Here is a 251-nt window from a genome sequence, read left to right on the forward strand (position 1 = left end):
AGCGTGGCAACACGTTCAGCTAACCGGTACTAATTGCCCGTGTGGCTTGATCCTATAACCTTCAAAACAAAACGTACTCGTTTCCGTGGTTGAAAAACAACCACGCAATCACACAACCCTAATAAAACACTTCTTCCCATCTTTGCTTCAGCCCCAAAACGCTGAAGAACAAGTCAAAGTCTGACGACCATAGCTGTGTGGAACCACCCCTTCCCTTCCCGAACAGGACCGTGAAACGCACACGCGCCGAT

1 rRNA gene is annotated in these 251 nt (G+C 49.0%); it reads left to right on the forward strand.

From position 1 onward, the window contains the following. Nucleotides 1-179: 179 nt before the first annotated feature. Nucleotides 180-251: ribosomal RNA gene (gene rrf / locus C667_RS24150) — 5S ribosomal RNA — on the forward strand; the annotation flags it as partial.

This window comes from Thauera phenylacetica B4P (assembly GCF_000310225.1).
GTDB lineage: Bacteria > Pseudomonadota > Gammaproteobacteria > Burkholderiales > Rhodocyclaceae > Thauera > Thauera phenylacetica.